The following is a 24,164-nucleotide window of genomic DNA, read 5'->3' as shown; positions in this document are numbered from 1 at the left end:
AAAGGTCTAAATAGACTTGAGAGATAGCCTTTTTTGTATCCGTTATTTCTCCACCCACTCCCGCCGAAGCGCAAACAGCGCCCGCAGCTCGCTCGTGGACATCTCGGTGACCCAGCTCTCGCCGGTGCCGACGATGTGATCGCTGAGGCCTTTTTTGCGTTCGATCATCTCATCGATACGTTCTTCGAGCGTGCCCAGCGTGATGAACTTGTGCACCTGCACATCGCGGCTCTGGCCGATGCGAAAGGCGCGGTCCGTGGCTTGGTTTTCCACGGCGGGATTCCACCACCGGTCGTAGTGGAAAACATGGTTCGCCGCGGTGAGGTTTAAACCGGTTCCTCCTGCTTTCAGCGAGAGGATAAAGATTCTGCAGCGCTCCGCCTCCGGGAGCGCGTCGTCCTGGAAGCGCGCGATCATCTCATCGCGCTTCGCCTTCGCCACGGCCCCGTGCAAAAACTGCACGGGCTCCCCCCGCTCCTGCGCGATCACGCGCTGCAGGAGACGGCCCATCTCGACGAACTGGGTGAAGATGAGGCAGCCGCCTCCTTCGCTTCTGAGTTCGTCGATCATTTCAAGCAGGCGCTCCAGCTTCGCTGAGCGCACACCTCTCCCGGGGGCTCCCCCGGCCCCCGCACGATCTCCTTCCTTCAAAAACAAGGAAGGATGATCGCAAATCTGCTTCAACTTCGTGAGTGAAGCCAGAATAAGCCCCTTTTTCTCCATTATAGAGAGACTATCGATTCTCTCCATCAAGGTTTGCACGACGTTTTCGTAGAGTGCACCCTGCTCGGGGGTCAAAGCTACATAAACCTTGGACTCCACTTTCTCGGGTAAGCTCAGCTGAATGGCCGGATCTTTTTTGACTCGCCTTAACAGGAATGGACGGATCAAGCGCTGAACGCGTGATGTTAGTCCTGGCGCGCCGTCGGTGCTTTTTTCAATAGGGCCAACGTAATGATGGTTGAAATGGCGCAATGTACCGAGATACCCTGGATTAATAAAATCAAAAATCGACCAAAGCTCGGTCAACCGATTCTCAAGCGGCGTACCTGTCAACGCGATTCGGTGGCGGGCATCCAGGCCTCGAATGGCTTGAGATTGCTTGGTATACGCGTTTTTGATATTTTGTGCTTCGTCCAAACAAAGCGTGTTCCAAGTCATGCTCGCTAATTCCTCTTCATCCAACAGAGCGATGTTGTAAGAGGTTATGACAAGGTCGGCGCCTGCCACAGAATCTTCGAATGCCTCACCCTTTGCGCGCTGCGCACCGTAGTGGAGATGGATGTTAAGAGATGGCGCGAAACGCTCTATCTCTTTTTGCCAATTGCCAAGTACGGAGGTCGGACAAATGAGCAAGGACGGAGCCGAATTCGCAAGTTGTAATTCGTTTTGGTCTTCGCTTTGACTTTTGCCCTGACTTCGGGCTCGACTTGTCAATCGCTCAGCACCCTTCACAGCCAACAAATAAGCAATAAATTGCAACGTCTTGCCAAGCCCCATATCATCCGCCAGACAACCGCCTAGGCCGATTCCTCGCAGAAATAGGAGCCACGACACCCCTTCCTTCTGATAAGGCCTAAGATCGGCCTCCAGGCCTTCAATCTGATCAAAAGGCAGCGATTCACGTTGATTGAGCTTTCTCAGCAAGGTTCGTAAAGAGCCGTTTAGTTCAATATTGATCTTAAACTCTTCCTTCCGATCACCGGCGGAAGACACAAAAGACACCTGCTGCGAAGGCTCGTCCGTAAGCTGCGTCTCCAGAACGTCCCGAAGGGAGAATCCCTTGCGCTTCTCTCTCTGGAGCATCGCCGCTTTCATCTGCTCTAAATCCGCAGGATTCAGCTGTACCCATCTGCCGCGAATATAGATCAGCCTTTTTTTCTGCTCGGCAATTTGGTGGAATTCTTCCTCAGATAGATCGACACCGCCCAGAGCCACCCGCCAGTCGAACTGGATGATGTGGTCCATGCCGAACATTGGCCTGCGCGAGGTGCCGACAGAACTCCTTACTTTCGCTCGCAGCTGAGGCCGCGTACGGCTGAGTTCCCCCCACCACGAAGGCAGGAAAACCGAGATGCCGGCTGCAGCGAGCAGCAAGCTTGATTCCGTAAGAAACCCCCAGGCCTGATCGTCCGATAACTGCTCTACAATTTTCCCTTCCTGGAACTCACTTTCAAGATGTGGCAAAATACGCAGTACCCGATTCGTTTGATCATGTATACTGGCATCCATGCCATCCTGCCATGCCGCAGGAATTCTCCCTACCAAAATAGTCCCAGCCGTGCTGAATTCCACAAAATGATTAGCATCCTTACGATCCTGCGCGATAAACCTTAGACGCCAATCGGCTCCGTTATCTTTAGCAGTCGTTGTCCCGTCCACATACGTTTCCGCATAAGGTTCTACGAGTTGTACACAGATTCGGTAAGGTTTACCGTCCTGTTTCCAACCAATGGCCAGCAGCCAATCATCTTCCTGCATCCAGCTCGTTTCGGAGGATGGCCCCTCTCTCAAGAGTGTATTCCCCTCCGATAACCGCCCCCATGCCATGCCGATCTCCGAATCAGGCGATTCTTTCATCATTTCTAAGGTTGCAGCATGGAACCAGTCATGCCAGAAGTCCTCATCCTGAGCCCCCTTGTATAGCTGCTCAAGCTCTCCCAGTTTCGCACCCGGCAGCTGCGGTTTCCACCCCATACCGCCTTGAAACCAATGCCGAAAAGACGGCATGTACCACCCGGCAGCTAGCGCCTCTTTAAACAGCGCAGCCCCTTTTTTCATCAAAAGCACATCTGCATCCCAGGATAATTTCCCATGCAATAATGTACCCGGATTAGCCAAATAGTCCAAGACCATATAAGGTGTCAAGACAAGGGCCTCGCCGTACCCCGTTCGAATACTTTCAAGCTGCGTGCCGTAAAAAGACCCCTCATGCCAAGCAAATAGCAGCTTTCGCAGCGCGTAGCCGGGAACCTCGTTGGCCTGTTCTGTCTCTCCATAGAAGGCGAAACTCCCTGTAGGGAGTTTTTGCACGCGAATATGTACCTGTGACAAGCTGATCATAGCAGTAGCTTCCCTTTCCGTAACTCCTCTTGAAATGCGCGGTATCGTGAATACTGTTTGATAAGCTGCACCAAATACACTTCAAATCTAGGCGTTTGTTTTAGCTTTTTGTAAGCAGCAGCCAGCTTTTTAAGGAGCTTGACGCCTTGTTTATATGATTCGCGATTTTTAACTTGGAGAATTTCGTCTATGGCATAATGATACAGCGGCAGCAGTACGCGAACATCGGCTTTCTCGACCATTTTAAGCTGATTAGAGTCAATATCGAGGGGAGATATGCTTAACCAAAGCATCAAATCCGCCCATGCCTGGTACTCCTCTTTCCCCAACAGGAAACGAGCGTAATGCCGATAACTGCCGGGAAGCTGCTCCACCATAGCTCTCCTGTACTCTTCATCCATGCCAGTGCTCGCTGCCGCCTCTTCCCACAAATCAAAATACTCAGCAGCCTCATACGTCACTTCCTTGCGAATTGCAGGCCCTAGCCATCTAAGCCATTTCAGTAATCGATCCCACCGCTCCTCTTGCACAAAAACTCTTAGATAACCGAACCAATCTCTTGGCTCAATCACATCAATCCCCGTTAAGACGCGATCCCATGCATTTTCGTCCTCACCGGACAACATATCGAAATGCGCTAGCGCCAAAATCGCCGCTTCACGCTCCGCTTTCTTTCTTTCTCTATCGCCTGCAAGCTTCCGCAATCTGACAAGCTCGTCCGCTATAAGCTCTTTTTCATATAACAATCCGGACCACAGCAGTTTACTGATCTCAAACCATTTGCCTCTGGCTTCCTTCGATTCTTTAGAAACCTGTATAGCCACATAGGCCGCAAGCTCCTTCAAATGCTCTGGATACCTCTCCTGGGCATGCTCCATATCGATACTATGCAAAACAGTTGTCATCTGTCCCTGACTGTGCTTCGCAATTTTAGAAAAAAAGTAACCTGCATTATAAAAAAAGTCATACATGCCTGACTTCGCATCCGCCAAAGCATCGCAAAGCTGGGTTAAATACAGAACAACTTGAATATCATAGATACCCCTGATTGTTAACTCCCATTCGTCCGCAAACTGATTGAGCTGGCCCCACGCCCGCATATATAATTCCTCGACGCTAAAAGCGTTGTATACTTTAGAATTCGCATATTGCTTGTCAAAATAATGGGTCCATTCCGCACACGTTCCTGTCTCCTTCGGAGTGCTTACCGGACCCCGGGCCGTTAAATCAATTTGTGGTTTAGCATCTAGTTCGTGCATGCCCGGCCTCCTCGCTCAAAAAAGCTATCTATTCATTATACAGGAAAAGGCGCCCATCAATAAAAAAAACCCTAGCTGGAATCTTTACAGATTCAGACTAGGGCATCCTCTTTATTTGTCGCGCAGCATGCCTTGGTGCGGATGCGGGTGAGTACCGCAATACTCATCTGTCTCTTCATACGTACACACATGCTCATAAACCGGTACACAATGATGTCTATTTACGATTTGAATCGGGTGAATAACTTGAACCTTTTGCGGGTGATAGAAATCTCTAACAATTCTTTCTGGACTTGTCATTATAGGGTCAGCTGGGGGACACTGAAATTGTTTTCCTTGGCTAGTTTGATTCGGTTGATAAGCCATTGATGAAGTCAACTCCTCTTTAGGTTTGAGATAGTATACGTCTATGCCTAGTCCAAAGAATGTACCAATGCCTAGTTTTTCAATAATTAGGCTCATTTTTTGCAGGCCAAGCAGGTAGATGTCCAATCAGAACAAAAAATGACAGGCTCTCTGGCGTTTTCACCATTTCTATCTCCCATTTGGCGCTTATTTTTGTTACAATTGAGAAATCAGACCTATTCGATGGAAACATCCCCATCCCCTACATACACAAACCCTATACTTTAGAAGGAGAGGGAGTAAGATGAATACTACAACTGATAGAAATTTCTCGGAAACTCGACATCTAACTTACTCTCACACCTTTGACTATGCAGAAATGCATTTTAATCATAAGCTATGGTCTTACTTCCCTTATAAACAAATTGAGAGCCGCCTACTCTCCTGGGCGGATGCAGCTCAAGGAGACTTATTCCGTCAACCGACAAGTTGGAAGCTCACGGACGGAGATCTGATTGTGCAGCTGCCTGCTTTACCGGATGGCTTTGTGCCCTTTTCGCAATTGCACCATGAGCAGTTAAGCGATGAAACCAAAGCAAAGCTTCTCATCCCCCTTTGTAAAGCGCTTTCAATTTTACATGATAAACAGTTTTATATGGGCTTTCTTTCGCCGGACATGCTATTTTTCCACCCAAAAACACTAGCCATTCTAGTTGATGTCCAACCATTTCCCTCCGCCATTGAGTTCATCAATCACTTGCTGACGGACTATCCATACAGCTTGTTTCCACGCTATGCGCGAAGGTTTCTTTTATCACGCGTTGCTGATTTTGAATCTATCCATCTGCTGCTGGAGTCAATGTACAACGGTCTTGTACCTGCGGCTTTGCAGCCTCTTTCTGAACGGCTTCATACGAAGCCTGAATCTTTTTTATTCGTTGACGAGATAGCTGCATCGCTGCTTGATTATTTGCATCTTCCAGCGGAGCCGCAACCTGCTACAGATATCCAAAACAGCTCAAAATTGCTCCACCCAGCCGCTTCTCCCATTACTCATGACCAGCAGGAGCGTTTTCGTGATTATTTGAAATCCAATGAAGATCGACTGCTAGGTCTCATCTGTGAAGATGAGGCTATTCGTTTCGATTTGTATGCGCAGCACATTAATGAAGTCATTGAAAAGGGATATTATTTCAAAATCGTCTCGCAAGAACTGCCCTATTCCACCTTGCGTGAAGTGGTCTCCAGAACGCTGCACAGAGCTTACGACATTCTGCCGGAGTCCATTACGATGCTGCGGAACTTGGCGCGGAAATTTGACCAACTGCTCAAAAAGCATTATGAAGGCGACGACATCCTTTATCTGCTGACAGAGTGGCTGCATCAGTTTTTCATGTCGGTTATTCCGCTTTTTCCCATTCAAAACTTTGTGTTCACCTTTGAGAACTGCGAGCACTTTGATGAAGATTCCCAGCTAATTCTGCTGAACTTCTGGAGAGAGCACGGCCATGAGATGAATTGCCTGAACTTTATTTTCAGCGGAAGCCGTATTCCTAACCAGTTTGCAGAAGTGCCTTTCCAAGTCCTTAACATGCATCATGAGGACCCTGCCATCTATGAGCAGTTGCTCGCTTCACAGTTTGGACGAGCAGACGCAGCTTTAATCGACCAGCTAAAAACTTGGTTATACGAAAATAGAATTAACGCAAGCCACTGCCGCATGATTTTGGAGGAGCTCGCCCAGTCTCATAGCATTCAGATCACGCGAAACGGTTGGATACCAACGACCCGATTTCATCTGGATTATGAGCAATTGAATCCTCTTCGCCTGATTGCAAAGCGTATCGCTGTTCTGGATCAAAAGGATTTAGAGCTTATGAGGCTGCTATGCTGCCTGCCTATGCCGGTCCATGCTGCCTCCCTCTTTACCGCAAATCGACTGGATGCAGGCAATATTCTGCTTTCGGTGACCAAGCTTGCAGAGCTCGGCCTTATGCATGTTAGCCGCAATGACAGTCTTTTTATTTCGAGTGAAATTATTGGACTGGTCCTGCAACAGCTGCCTGAGGACAAACTTGCGTCCTATTACCAAACAGCACTGAAATATCTTTATAGATACCGTCCTTTCGCATTGCCTCAGTTGATCACACTGTCATGTCAAGCAGGGGAATACAAGGTCGAATACTATTTGCTTTTAAAATATTACAGACAAATTCGCACCCTGCTCTCTTACAGCCAAAAGGCCGAAATCTTAGAGCGCATCAAATATTTATATGAAAAACTGGAAAGGCCTTACCTTGTTTTCCTGGATCGACTACTTAGCCGTATGTATCATCTGCTTAACCAATTCGCACTATCCGAACAGTTGGCTTTAACTGTCTATGAACGAACGGGAACCGTTTCTGACCGTTTTGGTTGGTTGTCTATTCGCATCATTCAAAATAATGTGGATGTTTATCAGCTGCGCGAGGAGCTTTTTCCTTTCATTTTTGATGAGAAACAGCTGCTTACGGATCGAGTACGGGCCGCATTTTTGCTCAATACGAGTAATCTTTGCTTTCCGCTGCAGGATGAAGAAATGCATACCTTGCATAAATTCTATATCGAAGTTGTTTACCCACAACGTCACTTGCTTGCCCTGAGGCATTTTGCGGAGATAACGAATTACTATACGATTAATATGTTGATCCATTTTCCTGAAACGGAAGAATGGGCCCTGTCGATTGCAGCCAAGCTTGAGCCGTTACTGGATTCCTCACCACATACGGACTTGATGCTGCGACTTTATGATCTTTATTCGTATCAAAGCAACAATAAGATCATTAATACGTATGTCTATCGCGGAATTGAAGGCGCCAAGCGCTCAGGATATACGATTAAGGAGCAAGTCGGCCATCTGAATGCGATGGAACTCTCCTTGAACCAAGGCGATATCGCCAGTTATTTGTATCATAAGGAACGCGTTCTGCAGGTCGACAAGCTGCGTCGCAAGGATTTGGCCGAAAATTATTTGACCAATCAACTCTTATTCGCGCTGGAGTGGGAGGAATGGGCCTTATTCCAGCAGTTGGAGACAAGCCTCATTGAGCAGCAAATTACCGATTGGGGCCAGTCCTTGTTGGCCGTTTATCAGGGCTACGCCGCCTTTCGTCAGCATCTTCCGGTTCATGTTCCCGGCTCTCTTGAGAATGAAAATCATTCTGTCTTCCTTGAAGCGCTGCGCCAAGCAGGATTAGGTAACACCTTATATGCTTGCCAGCTCTTCGAGCAGTTTATTGCTAAAAACAATGCTGGCCTTTACGCCGGCTGGGCTTATCGGGAAATGATTACTCTTTTGCTCAAACTGCATTCAGATCGAGTAGACCACTGGTTTGACCATTTTGAAACCTACTTAAAAAGAGATGCCTATGATGTTTTTTTACCTGATTATTACAGGCTTTCAGCGGAGAAGTCTATGGCCGAGGGCGACATTCAACATGCCATGCTGTTTTTGCGGCGTGCATTAAACGGTTATCAGATGATTCAAAAGGAAACGTGGCGCCCGTATCTGACAGCCTGTATGCAACAAGCGATTGCTCCCGCTTATGCGCCAGCGTCTCCGGCTATTTTGCAGGATGATTATGTGCAGAAAATGATGGCCGACCGCGAACAATGGCTGCTTCTTTCCTTGGATTTGCAAATTATTATTGAACTAAGCGAGCAAATAACGGAAACGCTGGACCTGTCCACAACCATGCAAAGACTGACCAAGGCCTTATTTGACTATTTCCCAGTCATTCAACTTTCAATTACGTACAAGCTTCTGCATTATAAGCAAAAGGTTTTCGTCACCGCCTCGGGATTGCGTGATCATGACGAATTGATTGCCTACCAAACGCGAAGCGAAGATCACGGCGTGCTCGCCTTCACCTTGTTTCAACGTGGCGATCAGGCGATCACCTTGCAAGTTCATGTTGATGGCATGACCAAAACCAAACAGCAGCACATGGAACACTTCCTGTCCTTCATCAAACCGCATATCATCAACGTACTTCTGCATCGCGAAATGGTCATTGATAACTTGACCGGCTTCTACCTGCGGGGTTATTTCATGGAGAAGCTACGAGAAGAGTTTGAGCTTGCCAGCCGTTATCAGCTGGATCTTTCCGTCATCATGATCGATGTCGATAATTTCCGGAGAGTCAACGAATTCGGTCATCCGGAAGGGGACCGGGTGCTGCGGGAAATCGCTGATATCTTCCGCTTTAATTTAAGGAAAAGCGACATTGCCGGCCGATATGGCGGCGAGGAGCTTATTCTTATTTTACCTAAGACGGACGGTAAAGAAGCTCTCAAGATTGCCCATCAACTGCGTGGCGAAATTGAGAAAGAATTCGCTTATGGGCGTCCGTATACGATTACCGTCAGTGTTGGTGTTTCTTCCTTGGAGCTGTGCCAACCTAGCTCTATTGAGCAGCTTATTGAGCAAGCGGATACCGCTGAAATTACGGCGAAGCGGACGGGGAAGAACAAGGTGATTGCGGCTTGGGATTTGTGAGCGGGCGGTGAGCGGTTGATGTGGGGATTACTGTGTAGGGATTGCAAAGCAGGGATTGCAGTGCACGGACTACGGTACGACGAGGATAATGGACTGAGATGCCGCTATTCGCAACTTTTTGGCTCAATTTAACATTTAACGGACTGAGGCGCCGCTATTGGAGTTGAAATACCCATTTCAACTCCAATCATAAGCGAATAACGTCTCTCCTGTCCGTTAGCTCCAGAAAAGCAGCCAAAATGCCAAAATAGCGGCCACTGTGTCCGTTAAAAATGACATTGTCGATCATAAAAAAGAGGCTCCTCAGATTCATCTGAGGAGCCTCTTCGAGCTAGCTATGAAGCAATAGGCTTTTCAGCCAATTACATCATGCCGCCCATTCCACCCATGCCGCCCATATCAGGCATGCCTGGTTTGTCTTTTTCTGGTTTGTCAGCGATAACCGCTTCAGTAGTCAAGAACATAGCTGCTACGGAAGCTGCGTTTTGAAGTGCGGAACGCGTTACTTTCGCAGGGTCAACGATACCAGCTTCGAACATGTTTACCCATTGTCCGGATGCTGCGTTGTAGCCGATGCCTACTTTTTCGTTTTTCAAGCGCTCAACGATAACGGAGCCTTCTTGACCAGCGTTAGCTGCGATTGTGCGAACTGGCTCTTCCAGGGAGCGCAGGATGATGTTTACACCTGTTTGCTCGTCGCCGGAAGCTACTACTTTCGCTACTGCGTTGTATACGTTCACGAGAGCTGTACCACCACCGGAAACGATACCTTCTTCAACAGCTGCGCGAGTCGCGTTCAAAGCATCTTCGATGCGAAGTTTGCGCTCTTTCAGTTCTGTTTCAGTCGCTGCGCCAACTTTGATTACCGCTACACCGCCGGAAAGCTTAGCCAAACGCTCTTGCAGTTTTTCTTTATCGAAATCGGAAGTTGTTTCTTCCAGTTGGGAACGAATTTGCGTTACGCGTGCTGCGATGTCTTTTGCGTCGCCAGCACCGTCAACGATGATTGTGTTTTCTTTAGTTACACGGATTTGACGCGCGCTACCCAATTGCTCAGGACGCGTGGATTTCAGATCCAAACCAAGCTCTTCAGTGATCACTTGTCCACCAGTCAAAGCAGCGATATCGCCAAGCATAGCTTTACGACGGTCACCGAAACCAGGAGCTTTAACAGCTACGCAAGTGAATGTTCCACGGAGTCTGTTCACAACAAGCGTTGCTTGTGCTTCACCTTCAACATCTTCAGCGATGATCAGAAGTTGTTTACCGGATTGAACCACTTTTTCAAGAACAGGCAAGATTTCTTGGATGTTGGAGATTTTTTTGTCAGTGATCAGGATGTATGGGTTGTCAAGGACAGCTTCCATTTTATCCGTGTCAGTGATCATGTAAGGGGAAGTGTAGCCACGGTCGAACTGCATACCTTCTACAACTTCAAGCTCAGTCAAGAAACCTTTGGATTCTTCAACGGTGATAACGCCGTCTTTACCTACTTTTTCCATAGCTTCAGCGATAAGCTCGCCTACTTCTTCGTCAGCAGCAGAGATTGCCGCAACTTGTGCGATGGATTGTTTGCCTTCGATAGGCTTAGCGATGGATTGAAGCTCTTCCACAGCCGCTTTAACAGCTTTCTCGATACCTTTGCGGATAACCATTGGGTTAGCGCCTGCAGTAACGTTTTTCAGACCTTCACGGATCATAGCTTGAGCAAGAACCGTTGCTGTTGTTGTACCGTCACCGGCAACATCGTTTGTTTTGGTAGCAACTTCTTTAACAAGTTGAGCTCCCATGTTTTCGAAAGCATCTTCAAGCTCGATTTCTTTCGCGATCGTTACACCGTCATTCGTGATCAACGGGCTACCGAATTTTTTCTCAAGTACAACGTTACGGCCTTTAGGACCAAGGGTTACTTTTACAGCGTTAGCCAAAGCATCTACCCCGCGAAGCATCGCGCGGCGTGCGTCTTCACTGAACTTAATATCTTTTGCCATGAATAGGAAACCTCCTCTTATTTAAACGATACATAGTAAGTAATAAAACGGAAAACCTAAGTAAAACGTAATGCCGATCTATATCCTGCTAAATTAGGCTAATACAGCGAGAATGTCGCTTTCGCGCAAGATCAACAGTTCGCGGCCTTCGTATTTCACTTCAGTTCCTGCGTATTTGGAGAAAATGATGCGGTCGCCTTCGCTTACTTCAAGCGGAACACGAACGCCATCTTTCAACGCGCCTGCGCCTACGGCTACAACTTTACCTTCTTGTGGTTTTTCTTTCGCTGTATCTGGCAGCACGATACCACTTGCTGTAGTCTCCTCTTTCGCAACGGCTTCAATGATAACTCGATCACCTAACGGTCTGATCATGGAAAAATAGCCTCCTTTAGAAAATTGGTAATGGTGTGTTTCAAGGTTATTAGCACTCGAATGTGTTTAGTGCTAACAACAACTCTTATGATACTCATTCTGGGAGTAATTTGCAAGTCCTTTTACACATTTTTCGTACTTTCGAACACCCCCCTCATTCTACCCAAATGAAAAACAAATATTCCCTGCCGCAAAGAAAAACAGCCTGCACAAAAGTGACAGACTGTTTTCTTATTTGGGACCGAATTCCCGTTCCCATTCTGCATCCTGCAGCAGCTGTTTACGGTAAATAAAACGCGACATAAATACGCTGAACTCATATAAAACGATAAGCGGCAGAGCTACGAGGATAGCCGAAATGGCATCCGGCGGCGTAATCACTGTAGCCAAAATAACGAGCAGCATGTACGCATACCGTCTGAATTTATGTAACCGTTTCGGGTTAAGAAGCCTGATTTTGGTCAAAAACATAACGACAATCGGCATCTCAAACACAAGTGCCAATGGCAAAATAATATTGAACATAAATGCAAAATATTCAGCCGCACCATACATCTCGGTGATATCGAGACTTTTGCTAATGGAAGAAGTAAAGTAAAAAGCCATTGGAAAAACAACCCAATAACCGAACGAAAGACCTGCTAGAAAAAGCACAAATGCATAAGGAATATAAATGATCGAAGCTTTCTGCTCCGTCTCGCGCAGCCCCGGCTTAACAAAGGCCCATATATGATAAAGCGTAACCGGCAAGGTAATAAGGATCCCTACGGCTAAGCCAAAATTCATATATAATCGCAAAGCATCCCATGGAGAAAAAACATTCCAGCTAATCGTATCGGCCGGTGGAATATTTTTGAGGTATCGAATAACGGGTTTGGCGGAAATCAAACCGGCCACCATCCCGATAACCAACACAACCAATATCCACATGATCCGTTTACGCAGCTCACCAAGGTGCTCCACGAGTGACATTTCTTCGTTCGTTGACATATTTCACCAACCTGATCTAGTGAATCGAGCCTGTAAGACTGAACCACTTGTTATGCTAAAAAGAAAAATGAACTAGTCCGGTAAGCGGCGCGAATGACTTGGTTGAACAGCTGCCGCCGGCGTTGCAGGTGTAGATGCCGCACGCTGTGCGGAGGATTCCTCCGCCAAGTCATCCAACTCAGGCCCGGGCGTGTTCGACATGAACGCCACAGCCGCTTTCTCGGCAGGCTGTGCGGTTGCAGGCGCCGCCTGAACTGAAAGCGCGTCAGCCTTATCCAAGGCTGGAGCGCTCGTCGCGAAAGCGACAACAGCCGGCGCTGGAGACGCAGGCGATGCATCAGCCTCGCCCAAGGCCGAGCCGCTCGCAAAAGCGACAACAGCAGCGGGCGCTTCCTCCTCGGGAGAGGAGGAAGCCTGCGGAGCTTGCTGAACCGCCTCAGGCGCAGGTGAAGCCGCTTTCGGCTCATCGTTCATGAGCTCGTAGGCACCCTTCTTGAAATCTCTGAGCGTACGTCCCAGCACACGGCCAATCTCAGGCAGCTTATTAGGTCCGAACAACACTAACGCAACGACCGCGATCAATAATAACTCGGTAAATCCAATGTTTTGAAACATGTCTTTCATCTCCTAACACTGATAAAACCCGCCATACCCCATCTCCGTAATTTCGCTGCGCACAATCGTCTCGCCTGCGCAAATACGCGGCAGCAGCACATCAAAGGACGTATACGGGTCATGCATCACGCATCCCGGCAAGCCCATGATCGGCACATCGCCCAGATAGGCGATCATCAGCATCGAGCCCGGCAGCATCGGCGTGCCGTAGCTGACCACGCGGGCGCCGGCTTGCTTGATCGCGCCCGGCGTGCGGTCGTCCGGGTCCACGGACATGCCGCCCGTGACCAAAACCAGATCCACGCTCTGCGCAAGCAGCGCGTGGATCTCACCAACAATCGCTTCGCTATCGTCGAGCGCGAAGCGTTGGTCTACCACCTCGGAGCCAAGCTGCGCGACTTTCTCCTTCACCACCGGGCCGAATTTATCCTGGATTCGGCCCTTGAACACCTCGCTGCCCGTCGTCACGACGCCAACGCGCAGCTTACGAAACGGCTTCACCTCAAGCAAGGTGAAGCCCTCCGCACGGCGAGCGGCGGCAATCCGCTCGACCTCCACGACCTTCGCTTCGTCCACAATCAGCGGGATCACCCGCGTGCCGACCAGCGAAGCGCCTGCCTCCACGACCACGCCGCTGCGGATGGTCGACATCACAACCTCGTCGATCGCGTTCACGCTGTCGACAAAAGCTTTATCGATTCGGACTAAGCCCCGAATCGGCGATTTCACGTTCACTTTGCCTTCATGCGGCTCCGTGAGAATGAGCTCGTCGCCCGCTATCGCTCTCGCCATCCGCTGCGCGGCTTCATCCTCATGCAGGTAGCCCGGCTGCAGTTCCATCGCATAAATATGCTCTTTGCCAATGCTGAGCAGTGCCGGAATATCCGCCTCCGTCACCTGGTGGCCTTTGCGGAACAGCCGGCCTTTGAACTCGCCCGGCAAAATCTGCGTCAGATCATGCGGCAGGATCATCCCAACGGCATCCTCCACCTTCACTTCGCGCAGCATGGACTCCTGCTTGCTCATCCGTGGTCACCTTCTTTGCCTGTTAGAATCCCCAGCGCATGCGGCAACTGATCGATGATCGCCATGAGATTCTCCTGCACACCTTTGGGACTGCCTGGCAAATTAATAATCAACGTGCGGCCGCGAATACCCGATACCGCTCTGGACAGCATCGCTTTCCTCGTCTTTTGCATGGAAATCATCCGCATCGCTTCGGCAAAACCCGGAGCAACCCGGTCAATAACATTCAGCGTTGCTTCCGGCGTCACATCGCGAGGCGCCAGCCCCGTCCCGCCTGTTGTTAAAATCAGATCAGCCTGATAGTAGTCCGTCATTTCTATCAATGAAGCCATAATTTCATCCATCTCGTCCGGTACAACACGGTACTCGATGATCTCGCCTTGAATCTCTTCTTCAATGAGCTCGCGGATTACCTGAGCGCTGGTGTCTTCTCGTTCTCCTCGGTAACCGCGGTCACTGGCTGTCAAAATCGCAACTTTCCAGTGCATCCTTCGTCACCTCTCCCTTGTTAACTGAATGAGATAACCCCTACTACGGAATGATCGTCGACTTCATCTATGCGCCAACCCCAGTGGTCTAAGTCGCGTCTCAATCAACTATCTTGTCTGTGAAAATCCCCATTTTTACCGCCCGTTTTCGTGACCAGCATCGTGGAGCTAATGATCATGTCTTTCTCTGCGGCTTTGCACATGTCATAGACGGTTAACGCGGCGGCGGATACGGCTGTTAAAGCCTCCATCTCCACGCCTGTCGGTCCCGTCGTCCGGACAGTTGCTTCTATGTAGAGTTCATTGTTGCCATTATCGGCAAATTGAATATCTATGCCCGATAAAGCGATCGGGTGGCACATAGGAATCCAATCTGACGTTTTTTTTGCGGCCATGATGCCAGCCACCTGCGCGACAGCGAGGACATCGCCTTTTTTCATTTTACCCTGCTTAATTAGGGAGAGTGTCTCGCTTTTCATAAGCAAAGTCGAACGGGCTGTCGCTGTTCGTTTCGTCTCCGGTTTGTCCGAAATGTCAACCATGCGAGCTCGTCCCTGTTCGTTAAAATGGGTTAATGGAGAGGAATCGGGCAAATCACTTACCTCCCTTTTATGTTTCTGTTTTGAAAACCATTTTGCTTTCGGTAACAATGCCATCCACCCGGAAATCGTGCCAGGAGGAGGGAACTGCAGGAATCAACTGCTTATCAAAAGCAGCAGCAACCGCAAAAGGCCTCTTCAGACCCCGCGCAGCAAATAACTGCATGAATCTGTCATAAAAACCGCCGCCATACCCCAGCCTTCCGAAATCCATGTCAAAGGCAAGCCCTGGCACCAGGATCATCGAAATGGTGGATAAATCCGGCTCGATCGGCACATTGCTATGAGGCTCTCGAATTCCCCAGGCACCGCTCTCCAGATCGTCGTAGGCGTGTATGATATGCAAATTCATTGTTTTCGTATCTGCTACAACCTTCGGCACGAGCACACGAATTCCCTGCTGCCAACACCATTCCATGAGTGGAGCAACATCCAGCTCCGACCGGAATGGCATATAAGTCATTATCGTAGGGGGAACGGACGTCTCCTGCTGCTGAGCACCAAGAAGTCTATCTGAACAAAGCTTCGTCATTCGCTCATGAATGCGCTGCTGCTTCTTTTCCCGTTCTTCCGCTGTAATGGATGAGCGTACTTCTTCCATATCCTTACGTAGTTCAATTTTCCGTTCACGAATGTTCATACTGGCTCAGCCCTTCCTAACAAGGAGTGGTTTCCCCCATTTTAACATAAACAAAGAAAAAAACTATACTCGTGCTGTAGTCCCCATTATAAACCGCGCTATAACAGGAAAATGGTCCGAAAATATCGTCGGAACCGTCCATGCAGAACCGCTATTTTTCACATTCGCAAAAACATAATCGATCCTTTGACCGCCTGCAAAAGTGCCCTGTGAGACTTTGCTTAATGGGACGTCTATGAGCGACATCCTGTTCATTTTGACTGGAAAGGCTTCCTCTTCCATATTAAAATCACCGGCAACGACAAGCGGGCCTTGTTTATCTGCCAAAAGCTCCGATATACGTGTAAGCTGAAGCCGCCGATCCTCCTCGGAAAGTCCCAAATGGGTCGTGGCAACATGGACGGGCTCGGAGCCAATCTGTATCGTCGCCATTAGCAGGCTCCTCGTTTCCAGATTTCCGGGAAGAAGCGCCCAACTGCTGTCGATAATCGGATAGCGACTCAAAAGAGCCATGCCATATTGACCTACCTTATAGGTTAGACTAGGACTATAAACCATATGCATGCCGAGCATCTCCGAAAGTTCTTGGGCCTGGTCCACAAATCCGCTGCGCAGGCGGTAACGGTCTACTTCTTGAAGAGCGATAATATCGGCATTTCCATGCCGTAGAAGATCGGCAATCCGAATGATATCCACTTTACCATCCATGCCTTCTCCGTGGTGCATATTAAAAGACATAACAGTGAAGGAAGCAGGCGCTTCCATACTAGCGGCAGGCATAACGGGAATATTGGATAATAAGCCTTTATCCCAGCCCTGGATTGGCGACGCAAGCACAACAACAAGCAGCGCAAAAAAACCTATATATCTGGCAAGCCGCAATGACACGTACGCCATCCCTCTATCCCCCTTCAGCCTCTATGCAAAATTAAGCATACGACGTACTCACGCATGGTGTATACTAGTGAATTGATGGGATTATAGGCAGTTTGGTTCACGACTTGCACAGATTCTTTCATTAATAAGCAGGAGGCAGCAGAAGATGTTATTACAGGTTTCTAACATTTCCAAAAGCTACGGGGTACGTTCTGTACTCTCTAATATAACGCTTCAAATCGAGGACAAGGAACGTATTGGTCTAGTCGGCGTCAACGGTGCCGGGAAGTCAACCTTGCTCCAGATTATTGCCGGTGAAATGTCTTATGACAGCGGCGATCTTTTCAAAGCGAAAGAAACGAAAATCGGTTATTTAAAACAAAACAGCGGTCTGCAAACGGACAAGTCCATTTGGAACGAACTGCTCAGCGTTTTCAGCTCCTTGCTGGAAACAGAGAGAGAGCTGCGCGAGCTGGAAGCCCAGATGGCTGACCCCTCCCTCATTGAGGATGAGAAAAAGTACGAAACGACGATGAATCGGTACGCGGGGCGCTCCGAATATTTCCGTGAGCAGGGCGGGTACGAGATCGAAGCCAAAATTCGCGGGATTCTTCACGGGATGGGCTTCGGCCAGTTTTCGCCCGACACCCTTGTTCAGACGTTAAGCGGCGGCCAGAAAACAAGATTGGCTTTGGCGAAAATGCTGCTCGAAGAACCCGATCTGCTCATGCTCGATGAGCCTACGAACCATTTGGACATCCAGACGCTGACTTGGTTGGAAGGATACCTGCGGGGTTATCCGGGTGCAATTCTGGTCGTATCCCATGACCGCTTTTTCCTGGATGCTCTAGCCACGTCCATTTATGAAATTGAACGCCATGCTTCCAAACGGTACACGGGCAACTATTCCCGTTTTATCGAGATCAAAGAAGCTAACTACGAAATTGAAATGAAGCAATTCGAGAAGCAGCAGGAAGAGATCGCGAAGCTGGAGGACTTTGTACAGCGCAACATCGTGCGTGCTTCTACGACCAAAAGAGCGCAAAGCCGCCGCAAGCAGCTCGAGAAAATGGATCGTCTGGATAAGCCTTTAGGCGATTTGAAGCGCGCTTCGTTTTCTTTTGAAATCGAGCAGACATCTGGTAAAGAAGTCCTTCAGGTCGATCGTTTGGCACTTTCCTATGACGGGAAAAACCGTCTGCTCGACGGTGTCTCCTTCCAGCTGCGCCGCTCGGAAACGGCTGCTCTCATCGGCCCCAACGGGGTCGGCAAATCGACGCTGCTCAAGACATTAATCGGTCAGCACAAACAAGACGCCGGCACTTTCAAATGGGGAACGGGCGTCACAATTGGCTATTACGATCAAGAGCAGACAGGCCTAACTCCCTCCAACAGCGTGCTCGAGGAAGTGTGGAACACCTATCCGCATCTGGAAGAAGCCCGGATTCGCACCGTGCTCGGCAATTTCTTGTTCAGCGGAGAAGAAGTCTTCAAGAAAGTTTCTGCCTTAAGCGGCGGCGAAAAAGCCCGTGTAGCTTTGGCCAAGCTCATGCTGCAAAAAGCGAATGTGCTCATCCTCGATGAGCCTACCAACCATTTGGATCTATATAGTAAAGAAGTGCTGGAATCGGCGTTGATGGATTATGAGGGCACCCTCCTATTCATCTCCCATGACCGCTACTTCCTGAATAAAATGGCCGAAAGCATGCTCGATCTGCAAAAGGACGGGCTTACCGCTTATCTTGGCAACTACGACGATTATTTGGAGAAAAAAGCGGAGCTTGCCGAAATGGAAGCGAAGCGACTAGCCAAAGAAGCGGAGAAAAAATCCGCTGGCAGCGTAGGCAAAAATGAACCCGCCGTCAGCGGCGGCGGGTATGAAGCGGACAAGGTGGCTAAGCGGGAAGAACGCAGCCGCCAGCGTAAGCTGGAGCAGCTTGAGCTCGACATCGCGCGCTTGGAGGACGAAGTCTCCGCCTTGGAGGCGGAGCTTGCCGATCCAGACGTGTACAACAACTACGTCCTCGTTCAGGAGAAGACGGCCGAGGTCGACAAGCGGAAGAGCGCACTTGCTGCTTGTTATGAAGAGTGGGAAACTTTGCTCGCTTGAAGAGTAAGCTTAGTTTTCTCATTCTGAGAAAGCAGTAAAGGCCTTCTCGCGCTCTGCTTCCGCTAGGAAGCTGCGTGAGAGGGCCTTTTGAGGCTGCTCAGTTAGAAATCTGGCACTTCATACCGCCGAAATTTCATGCCCGCCATCATTAAAAGCTGCAATAGCATCTGCTGAACAAGCTGCGCTGCACGTTAAGCGTCCGGCTGGGCCGCCAGCTCCCGCAGGCGCAGCAGCAGCAATGGAACGGCGACGTAAACAATCATCGTCGCCGCGGCAACAATGCCGGAGTCATTCAGCAGCAGCGCTGCGATGGCTCCGATCATATTCGCAGAGAACCCGTACATCCAGTACGGGTTTTTGTTCTGCCATACGCGCAGGCGGCCGCGAGGGCGGAGCACTAACACAGCCATCACGAAGAGGCTCGTGATGAGCACTTTGCTCCAGACGGATGCACGAAGCAGGTGCACGTTCATCCGCAGCTTCCGCACGATCAGATGCCCGATCTGATCGAACTGCCCGGCGCGCAGCGCGTGGAACGCGCGCCCGACATGGCTCTCCCGCGCGAACGCCGCGGGAGAGTCGGCGCTGTTGAGCAGCCACAGCGCCCCAACTCCCAGCGCGAGCAGCGCTGCCAGCAGGGCCGAAGCCCTGCCTAGGCGCAGCTCGCGCCAGCGTTCGCCGGCGAAGCACTGCGCGCCGGCTACGCCGAAGGCGACCGCGGCGCTCAGGGCGCCGCCCGCGTTCGCGCCGAGTGACGGTGCCGTCAGGCACACCGTCACGAGCAAGAACGCCGCGCAGGCGGCGAGCGCCGCCGCGCGCGAAGCTCGCGTGCCGCGAGCGGCATAACGGCGCTGCAAAGCCGCCGTTATGCCGAGAACGAGGGCGCCGATCAGGACGCCCATGTACTCGTTGCCGATGCCGTAGTAGCGTGCGCCGATCATCGGATCATAGCCGAGCACGGAATATTTCATCGCGTGCGCCCCTGTACAGGCGTCCAGTACGATGAGTGCCGCGTTTCCTACTCCTAGCCAAATCATCGTTGTTATTTCGCTGTATGCTGAAAGAATCATGGCCAGTAGCAAACTCCCCACGATGAAGCTGCAAACGAGAACGATGATAGCTCCATCGATTCCAAATTGCGTTACTGCTGGCACAGCGACCCATCCCAGTAACAACATAACGGCTGGTGCGGTCAAAAGTGACAGCAGTACGATCCGCAGAACGTCATGAGCATGAACTGCCTCTTTTTTTCCCGTCCTTTTTATCCACACAATATAGATCAATGCAAGCAGGAGGACAATCATCTCAAAAGTGGCAAAAGGGTACAGCAGCGAGGGTCTGCTGCGATAAATCATCTGCATATTGCTTTGATCCTTCACAAGCTGATCCAGTGCATGGCTCCCCCCAGTGAAAGCTATAGGGATCCCTATCAACCCGATAGGAATCGGGATTTTGAACTCGCTCAGCAGCGTACTTGTGAAATCTTGTGAAGTCACAACCCCCTGCCTGCGGGTAGATTCTGATACAAGTATCCCTGCTCCACCGTCTTTTGAGTAATGAAGAATTGGGGATAAGTATAGTTTGCTTTTGGCTGCTTCCACATTTACCTCTGGCGAGAACAACCATAGGCTGTCTATGCCAGGCTGCATCGCCTCCATCAATTGCCCCAACCATTGGTCCATGTCACGCAGCACCCATTTTTTGAGCTCATTAAACCGATCCTGATCGTAATGCGTTTTCTCATTATACAATCTGTATAAATCACCTAATTCAATTAGCGTTATGCTTGGCTGCTGCCTATTTTTCCACAATGAAATCAGATGTGCATAATCGGTACTTACACCGCTTGCTCTATCCACAGCAGCTATCGCCGCCTCCTCACCAAGTGTTCCTTTATCCACAGTTCCATTAGAGTCCATAAGCATAAGCGGAGCAAAGCGACGTAATTGCTTCTGTTCCTGGTGCATTCCCCTTCCCAAATCACTGCTACCTAGCACATTGCGATGAACGCCATACGTTTTCAACAAGTCTCCCAATGCGCCTACGCCATAGGCTTGCTCCTTGTTAAGCCGCTTGAGCGTGGACAGCTCAGGAACGATCAGAGAGTCTTCCTTTAAAAGTCCGGTTTTCTCTCCTTCCAATAGACCCGTATATCGGTTCATTAGGTCTGACACACGAACACCATGTCTGGACTCTTTCGCTTCAAATGCGAGCGCCTCCACATTGCTTACAGCAGGTTCGCCTGCTCCTAAAGAGGCATACACATCCCGCATTGAGCGATTTGCCGTGCGAATATTCATAGCGCCTACTGCGCCTAACTCTGTCATTTGCTTAAAATGAGGAAAGCCCTCTAACTGGTCAGGTCGAACCTCCTGAAAAGAAAGACCCGGTATCGAAACCACGGTCACTTGTTTAGATCTTTCGGATCCTTCAGATCGTTCGATTCTTTCATTTCGATCACTATTGTGGATGGTTGTATCCTCATGAGCCGCCGCAGGCCCCCAAATTGTGGACAACTGTAAAACAAAACCCAAGATACCCACAGTTCGGACCATTTTTCTAAATTTCATGGACATTCTCCTGCTGTTTTAGCATTTAGCATTTTCATCCATAAGTGAAAGTATCCACTGCTTGATTGTTCCGAAAATTTAAAATGAGGCTCAAAACGTCTATTTTCTGCATACACAGCGTTATCCACAAAAAAAAGAAGGGCGAAATCCGCCCCTCCTAAAGGTTTTCTACTGTTTTCCACAATCTTATCCACATTATCCACAAAAACTTGTGAAAAAGTTATTCGACAAATTCCGCCTTTATAACCATTGATCTATAGGGAAATTTTGATGTTATACACATTATCCACAAGCCATGTGTATAACTTTGTTCACAAGTCGTGTATATAACTAAGTTTTCTCACAATTCGGGTAGGCGGAACCCATTAGGAAGCAGTCGTCACTTCCGTGGAATCTGCCGCAGGATGACCTTGCATGCGAATCGCTTGGTTACACGCGGAGATAAATGCTTTTGCCACAGCTACCAGCACATCTTGGTCGATACCTGTATTCTTATAGGTTTGACCTTCTACCGTGATCGTGACCTCCGCTTCTCCGGTTGCTTTTTCACCTGTGGACAAGGAATGCAGCTCCAGATCGGAGAAGTCCACATCCATCGGAATCGCTTGACGCAGGCTTTGCACGATTGCTTCGATTGGGCCTTCGCCAGTGCCTGAGTAGACACTTTCAACACCTGTCTGATTGTTTCGAACCGAGACGGAAGCCACACGATTGCGATCACTGCTGGAAACGACCTGCATGTGCGTCAGTGTAAATGGCTCCATTTGCCCATCGACCGTTGAACCAACAAGCTCCAGAAGCTGATCGTCGGTTACCATTTTCTGTTCGTCGGCTTTTTCTTTGAACTTGGTGTACAGTGTATCCAGTTCTTCTCCTGAAAGCTCAATGCCAAATTGGCCTACGCGGTGTTTCAGCGCATGTCTTCCGGAATGCTTGCCAAGAATGATCATGGAGCGTGGAATACCCAGCTTTTCCGGGTCCATAATTTCGTAAGTATTGCGGTTTTTCAGCAAACCGTCCTGATGAATGCCCGCTTCGTGCTGAAAGGCATTTCTTCCAACGATCGGCTTGTTGTAAGCAATCGGGAAGCCCATGATGCGGCTGACCATTTTGGATGTGTTGAAAATCTCGCTGGACACAATCCCTGTTTCCACGCCCATCGTTTGCTTGCGTGTCTCTATCGCCATCACGAGTTCTTCGAGGGAACAGTTACCTGCGCGCTCTCCTACCCCGTTCACCGTTACCTCAACATGTGTAACCCCAGCCGCAATAGCCGCAAGGCTATTCGCTACAGCAAGCCCCAGATCGTTATGACAATGCGCACTGTACTCGACCGTATCGCCGCCTCTTACACTTTGGCGCACTCTGCGAAACATCGCTCCGTATTCTTCCGGCAGCGCATAGCCGACTGTGTCCGGAATGTTCAGAATCGTAGCACCCTCTGCGATGACTGCCTCCAGCACTTCAAACAGGAATTCATCCCCGGTCCGTGTAGCATCCATCGGCGAGAATTCAATGTTGTTCACGAACTGCTTCGCGTACGCGACCATGGATCGAGCCATCTCGACGACCTGCTGACGGGATTTGCGAAGCTGGAAATCCAGGTGGATGTCCGAGGAGGACAAGAACATGTGAATACGGCGCGACGCTGCGTCTTGTGTAGCTTTGATCGCTGAATCAATATCGGCCTTCATCGCGCGGGCAAATCCGCAAATTTCTACGCTTTGCAGTTCGCGTGAAATTTGCTGTACCGCATGAAAGTCGCCAGGGCTCGATATAGGGAAGCCGGGCTCTATCGTATCGACGCCCATTTTCGCCAGCTGTCTTGCGATGCGGATTTTTTCTTCCGGGTACAGTGAAGCGCCTGGCGCTTGCTCTCCGTCTCTAAGTGTCGTATCGAAAATGCGAATGCGGCGGTTTGTGTTATTTTCCATGGTCAGTTCCTCCTTGAATTAGAGCCAATCTTTGTTGGCTATGGTTTGTTGTTTGTGATGGTGCTTGATACTTAGTCAGTTGTTGATGTTCACGTTGTTGATGTTGTTGCCTGATAATCATGTTTCTCTTTTTCACTTAAGGGAACCTCACTCCTCTATCCCTACGAAAAGTTGAGGTTCAGCTCGCGATGTGGAACTACAGGGCCTTATTCTCTCTCCGCGGGCCATATTTTCACGAAAAACGCTGAAATAGCGGACCTCAGTTCCCTCTCCCAAGCTTTAGAGGCTTTCTACGCTGAAATAGCGCCCTGGAGTTCCCTTTCCACCGCTTATTGCGGCAGAACTCCCCGTCCCAGAGACGGAGACGACAAAAAGACCCGTCATCTCCACATAAGAGACGACGGGTCTTCACCCAGCGCGGTACCACTCTTGTTGGCTCCGCATCACGAAGCCCACCTCAGACATAGCGGCTGCTATGTCACCTGATCACGGAGGTCATCCGTTCATCCCTAACAGCAGGTGATACTGCCGATCAGGATGACCGCTTCCAAGCGAGTTCGGGGCGTTCACGGTCTGCGTCGCATCAACCCGCAGCTTTCTGTACCGTAGAAGTGAGCCCTTACTACTCTTGTTCATTGCGTTTGTTCTATATTCGAAAACCAAAAAGACCTGCCATCTCTATAATAAGAGACGACAGGTCTGAACCTTCCGCGGTACCACTCTAATTGATCCGAGCTGTTACACTC

The 24,164-nt window shown here is 49.6% G+C and carries 17 protein-coding genes and 2 other annotated features (1 of these 19 cut by a window edge); of the genes, 2 read left to right on the top strand and 15 right to left on the bottom strand.

The features are described 5' to 3' along the window. Window positions 1–42 precede the first annotated feature (42 nt). The 3 genes from AC3WTJ_RS15270 to AC3WTJ_RS15260 form a co-directional block, all read right to left on the bottom strand. The gene (locus AC3WTJ_RS15270) at window positions 43–3,063 is read right to left on the bottom strand and encodes a DEAD/DEAH box helicase (protein WP_492522493.1); all 3,021 of its coding nucleotides are present in this window, start codon (window positions 3,061–3,063) and stop codon (window positions 43–45) included. After that, a complete protein-coding gene (locus AC3WTJ_RS15265) occupies window positions 3,060–4,322 on the bottom strand; it encodes a hypothetical protein (protein WP_492522492.1) in 1,263 nt (420 codons plus the stop codon). Before AC3WTJ_RS15265 ends, AC3WTJ_RS15270 begins: the two co-directional genes overlap by 4 nt. Before the next feature lie 111 nt (window positions 4,323–4,433). Continuing rightward, window positions 4,434–4,688 carry a hypothetical protein gene (locus tag AC3WTJ_RS15260; RefSeq protein WP_127457279.1) on the bottom strand — a complete coding sequence of 85 codons (255 nt, stop codon included), beginning with the start codon at window positions 4,686–4,688 and terminating at the stop codon, window positions 4,434–4,436. Between the two features lie 283 nt (window positions 4,689–4,971). Between AC3WTJ_RS15260 and AC3WTJ_RS15255 the strand changes: the two genes are divergently transcribed. Then, window positions 4,972–9,204 carry a diguanylate cyclase gene (locus AC3WTJ_RS15255; protein WP_492522491.1) on the top strand — a complete coding sequence of 1,411 codons (4,233 nt, stop codon included), beginning with the start codon at window positions 4,972–4,974 and terminating at the stop codon, window positions 9,202–9,204. 187 nt (window positions 9,205–9,391) lie between these two features. Here AC3WTJ_RS15255 and AC3WTJ_RS15250 read toward each other — a convergent pair whose 3' ends face one another. The 10 genes from AC3WTJ_RS15250 to AC3WTJ_RS15205 form a co-directional block, all read right to left on the bottom strand. Beyond that, window positions 9,392–9,517 carry a hypothetical protein gene (locus tag AC3WTJ_RS15250; RefSeq protein WP_492522490.1) on the bottom strand — a complete coding sequence of 42 codons (126 nt, stop codon included), beginning with the start codon at window positions 9,515–9,517 and terminating at the stop codon, window positions 9,392–9,394. A 49-nt stretch (window positions 9,518–9,566) separates the two neighbouring features. After that, on the bottom strand, window positions 9,567–11,195 hold the full coding sequence (gene groL / locus AC3WTJ_RS15245; protein ID WP_127457281.1) for a chaperonin GroEL: 1,629 nt from the start codon (window positions 11,193–11,195) through the stop codon (window positions 9,567–9,569). Window positions 11,196–11,288: 93 nt separating this feature from the next. Then, window positions 11,289–11,570 (bottom strand): co-chaperone GroES, encoded by a 282-nt coding sequence (gene groES, locus AC3WTJ_RS15240; protein WP_028553854.1) that lies wholly within the window; start codon window positions 11,568–11,570, stop codon window positions 11,289–11,291. Window positions 11,571–11,801: 231 nt separating this feature from the next. Beyond that, window positions 11,802–12,560, bottom strand: coding sequence for a twin-arginine translocase subunit TatC (gene tatC, locus AC3WTJ_RS15235; protein ID WP_157317797.1), 759 nt, complete (start codon window positions 12,558–12,560; stop codon window positions 11,802–11,804). A 72-nt stretch (window positions 12,561–12,632) separates the two neighbouring features. Then, window positions 12,633–13,175, bottom strand: a complete 543-nt coding sequence (locus AC3WTJ_RS15230; protein ID WP_492522489.1) for a twin-arginine translocase TatA/TatE family subunit — start codon at window positions 13,173–13,175, stop codon at window positions 12,633–12,635. A gap of 12 nt (window positions 13,176–13,187) precedes the next feature. Beyond that, window positions 13,188–14,201 carry a molybdopterin-binding protein gene (locus AC3WTJ_RS15225; protein ID WP_492522488.1) on the bottom strand — a complete coding sequence of 338 codons (1,014 nt, stop codon included), beginning with the start codon at window positions 14,199–14,201 and terminating at the stop codon, window positions 13,188–13,190. Continuing rightward, window positions 14,198–14,689, bottom strand: coding sequence for a MogA/MoaB family molybdenum cofactor biosynthesis protein (locus tag AC3WTJ_RS15220; protein ID WP_029197035.1), 492 nt, complete (start codon window positions 14,687–14,689; stop codon window positions 14,198–14,200). The genes AC3WTJ_RS15225 and AC3WTJ_RS15220 overlap by 4 nt, the downstream gene beginning before the upstream one ends. A gap of 104 nt (window positions 14,690–14,793) precedes the next feature. Then, window positions 14,794–15,282 (bottom strand): cyclic pyranopterin monophosphate synthase MoaC, encoded by a 489-nt coding sequence (moaC, locus tag AC3WTJ_RS15215; RefSeq protein ID WP_407869527.1) that lies wholly within the window; start codon window positions 15,280–15,282, stop codon window positions 14,794–14,796. Between the two features lie 16 nt (window positions 15,283–15,298). Continuing rightward, entirely contained in the window at window positions 15,299–15,928 is a 630-nt protein-coding gene (locus AC3WTJ_RS15210; RefSeq protein WP_492522487.1) for a 5-formyltetrahydrofolate cyclo-ligase, read from the bottom strand. Window positions 15,929–15,991: 63 nt separating this feature from the next. Further along, a complete protein-coding gene (locus AC3WTJ_RS15205) occupies window positions 15,992–16,825 on the bottom strand; it encodes an endonuclease/exonuclease/phosphatase family protein (RefSeq protein ID WP_492522486.1) in 834 nt (277 codons plus the stop codon). Between the two features lie 145 nt (window positions 16,826–16,970). On the opposite strand from AC3WTJ_RS15205, the gene AC3WTJ_RS15200 reads away from it, so the two are divergent. Further along, complete coding sequence (locus AC3WTJ_RS15200) at window positions 16,971–18,914, top strand: ABC-F family ATP-binding cassette domain-containing protein (protein ID WP_492522485.1); 1,944 nt, start codon at window positions 16,971–16,973, stop codon at window positions 18,912–18,914. Between the two features lie 191 nt (window positions 18,915–19,105). Here AC3WTJ_RS15200 and AC3WTJ_RS15195 read toward each other — a convergent pair whose 3' ends face one another. Both AC3WTJ_RS15195 and AC3WTJ_RS15190 read right to left on the bottom strand, forming a co-directional pair. Then, the gene (locus AC3WTJ_RS15195; protein WP_492522484.1) at window positions 19,106–21,484 is read right to left on the bottom strand and encodes a hypothetical protein; all 2,379 of its coding nucleotides are present in this window, start codon (window positions 21,482–21,484) and stop codon (window positions 19,106–19,108) included. A gap of 365 nt (window positions 21,485–21,849) precedes the next feature. Beyond that, window positions 21,850–23,418 carry a 2-isopropylmalate synthase gene (locus tag AC3WTJ_RS15190; protein WP_492522483.1) on the bottom strand — a complete coding sequence of 523 codons (1,569 nt, stop codon included), beginning with the start codon at window positions 23,416–23,418 and terminating at the stop codon, window positions 21,850–21,852. 390 nt (window positions 23,419–23,808) lie between these two features. Further along, window positions 23,809–24,063: a binding site (T-box leader), on the bottom strand. A 38-nt stretch (window positions 24,064–24,101) separates the two neighbouring features. Continuing rightward, window positions 24,102–24,164: a binding site (T-box leader), on the bottom strand (it continues 188 nt past the right edge of the window).

This window comes from Paenibacillus sp. FW101-FHT12H11 (genome assembly GCF_058790355.1).
The sequence above is the reverse complement of the archived record's forward strand: the minus strand, read 5'-3'. Positions and strand labels throughout refer to the sequence as shown.